The following is a 2,533-nucleotide window of genomic DNA, read 5'->3' on the forward strand; positions in this document are numbered from 1 at the left end:
GACTTAGACAGCCTCAAGCTCATTAACGACACCTCCGGGCATGCTGAAGGTGATCGGGCTTTGATTCATTTCTCACAAACACTTAAAGAAAACCTAGGCTCTGATGAACAAGCTTTTCGTTTGGGGGGTGATGAATTTATTGTGGTGGTGGCTCGCGGCCGTGGGCAGGCATTCGTCGGCCAGATTGAACAAACGCTCAGGTGCGGGCATCTGGCGTTCAGCTATGGCATTGCAGCCGGAGAAAAACATAACCTGCATCAGGCGATCAAACGCGCTGATGAGGCCATGTATCAAATGAAGCATGCTCGCCGTATGACATCGGTTTAGGCATGTTGTTGTATTGGGTCTTGCAGTGACAGGATTTCCTCAACCAGTTTAGGAACTTCGATGCTGGCCTTGCCATAACGCTTTTCTTCGAACTCACTTTCTACAGCACTCGGCTCAAGGTTGATTTCTATCGTGTGGGCGCCATGCATTCGCGCGTCATGAACAAATCCAGCCGCGGGATACACTACGCCGGACGTGCCTATAGAAATAAACAAATCCGCTTCTTCCAACGATGAGTATATCTCCCCCATTCTAAGCGGCATTTCACCAAACCAAACAACATGAGGCCTCATCTGTGCTGGCATCTGACAACAATGGCATAAATCTCCGGTATGAATGTCATCGTTGTGCTCGACCACTTGATTGGATTCACTGCAACGGGCTTTAAGTAATTCACCATGCATGTGAATCACGTGTGTGCTGCCGCCTCGCTCGTGTAGATTGTCGATGTTCTGGGTGATGACGGTGACTTTACCCTGTAACTCTTTTTCCAGTTTACCCAGAGCAATATGCGCCGCGTTTGGGTGGATGGTGTCACTTTGTAAGTTACGTCGACGCTGATTATAAAAATCCTGAACCAAGTCGGGGTTACGTTCAAACCCCTCGGGTGTCGCGACGTCTTCGATTCGGTGGTTTTCCCACAGACCATCCTGAGCGCGGAAAGTTTGTATCCCCGACTCTGCTGAAATGCCGGCGCCAGTCAACACGACAATGTTTCGATATGGGAATTTCATGCTACTTCCTTCAGCCGTAATAATACATCTAGACTAACACTGTTCGAATAACATCAGAAGTGATACGGATTAGACAATGGTCTAACGCACGGCATGTTTTAAACACCATCCCAGATGGTGGAAATGTAAGGAGCAGCGAGCGCCGCTCCTAATTAATGTTAGTCTTCGTTGACTGAGGAGATTTTATGGATTGCCAGATCGGCGCCATTAAATTCGTCCTCTTCTGAAAGCCTCAGTCCGCACAACTTGTTGAGTAATCCGTACACCAAATAAGCGCCTGATACAGCGATCACAATGCCTGCCACTGTACCCAGCACTTGTACCGTGAGACTTACGCCTCCGAGACCGCCTAAAGCTTGCTGACCGAAGACTCCAGCCGCAATTCCTCCCCACGCTCCGCAAACACCGTGCAGAGGCCACACACCGAGTACGTCATCGATTTTTGTTTTTTGCAAATAAGTGAACAGGTAAACAAACAGCGCGCCCGCCATGGATCCGGTGAGCAATGCGCCGAGCGGATGCATCAGGTCCGATCCAGCACAGACCGCGACCAGTCCAGCCAATGGACCATTATGAATAAAGCCCGGGTCGTTCTTGCCAGCGATCAATGAAGCGATGATGCCGCCCACCATAGCCATCAAGGAGTTCATTGCCACCAAGCCACTGATCCCATTCAGTGTTTGTGCGGACATAACGTTAAAACCAAACCAACCCACACATAGAATCCAGGCACCAAGTGCCAGAAACGGAATATTCGACGGGGCGAAGTTGGTGTGTTTACCTGCCCGAATGCGTCCTTTACGCATACCGAGGAAACTGACCGCAACGAGGGCAATCCAGCCTCCGACTCCGTGCACTACTACTGAGCCGGCGAAATCGTGAAACCCAGCGCCAAACGTTGATTCGAACCATGTCTGTAGGCCAAAGTTACCGTTCCAGATGATGCCTTCAAACAATGGATAAACCAATCCGACCGTAAAAAACGTAGCAATCAAAATGGGATAGAATCGCGCTCGCTCAGCGATACCTCCCGAGACAATCGCCGGGATCGCTGCGGCAAATGTGAGTAGGAAGAAGAACTTCACCAACTGATAGCCGTTATCCTGAGATAAGGTCTGTGCATCAGCAAAAAAATCTGCCCCATAAGCCACCCAATAACCGATAAAAAAATAAGCGATTGCAGAGACGCCAAAATCCGCCAGAATTTTTACCAGCGCGTTTACCTGATTTTTTCGTCGGACGGTCCCTACTTCCAAAAAAGCAAAACCAGCGTGCATCAGAAACACCATAATGGCTCCAAGCAGCAAAAATAAGGTATCTGAACTTTGGGTCAGGGTTTGAACGGCGCCCTGTACCGGACTGACAGTCTCGTTCATTGATTCAATTCTCCATGTCGTGTAGCGCACTTTACCTGTGCGACATTGTTTTTATTTTCACCAAATTGGTGAGTTTATTTATAAAAGTGCCAACAC

3 protein-coding genes are annotated in these 2,533 nt (G+C 49.0%); 1 reads left to right on the forward strand and 2 read right to left on the reverse strand.

Annotation, left to right across the window (positions count from 1 at the left end; all coding sequences use genetic code 11):
- On the forward strand, positions 1-327 hold a 327-nt coding region (locus tag CAG65_RS05465; protein WP_161452714.1), incomplete at its 5' end, for a GGDEF domain-containing protein.
- On the opposite strand, the gene cobB is transcribed toward CAG65_RS05465, so the two are convergent.
- Both cobB and CAG65_RS05475 read right to left on the reverse strand, forming a co-directional pair.
- On the reverse strand, positions 324-1,061 hold the full coding sequence (gene cobB, locus CAG65_RS05470) for a Sir2 family NAD+-dependent deacetylase (RefSeq protein ID WP_021703283.1): 738 nt from the start codon (positions 1,059-1,061) through the stop codon (positions 324-326). The two genes, CAG65_RS05465 and cobB, sit on opposite strands and share 4 nt — an antisense overlap.
- A gap of 158 nt (positions 1,062-1,219) precedes the next feature.
- Positions 1,220-2,437 (reverse strand): ammonium transporter, encoded by a 1,218-nt coding sequence (locus tag CAG65_RS05475; RefSeq protein WP_161452716.1) that lies wholly within the window; start codon positions 2,435-2,437, stop codon positions 1,220-1,222.
- Positions 2,438-2,533 lie beyond the last annotated feature (96 nt).

Source organism: Vibrio sp. V39_P1S14PM300 (genome assembly GCF_009904765.1).
Taxonomy (GTDB): domain Bacteria; phylum Pseudomonadota; class Gammaproteobacteria; order Enterobacterales; family Vibrionaceae; genus Vibrio; species Vibrio proteolyticus.